Source organism: Aliivibrio sp. 1S175 (genome assembly GCF_001690985.1).
Taxonomy (GTDB): domain Bacteria; phylum Pseudomonadota; class Gammaproteobacteria; order Enterobacterales; family Vibrionaceae; genus Aliivibrio.
Genome location: NZ_MAJS01000063.1, coordinates 1 through 230, shown reverse-complemented (window position 1 = coordinate 230; position 230 = coordinate 1). Strand labels below are relative to the sequence as shown.

General features: G+C 48.7%; 1 protein-coding gene. It reads right to left on the bottom strand.

Annotation, left to right across the window (positions count from 1 at the left end):
• The coding region (locus A6E06_RS14645; protein ID WP_218066039.1) for a VCBS domain-containing protein at nucleotides 1-230 on the bottom strand (230 nt) is incomplete at both ends.

The following is a 230-nucleotide window of genomic DNA, read 5'->3' as shown; positions in this document are numbered from 1 at the left end:
GGCTGAATGAACGGTGATGGTATCGGTAGCTGTCGTGCCTTTACCTAACGCTTGAACGGTCGGGTTGGTGTTATCTAAATCGTATGTCCATGCGCCTGAATCAGTTAGATGTAACGTGCCTAGTGAGCCGATAATATCTGTGCTTGAGAAGTGCGCTTCGCCAGTATCGACATCCGTAACAGTCAGTGTGCCAGAGGTATGAAGTTGTGTTTCTTCTGTTACTGCGCCAG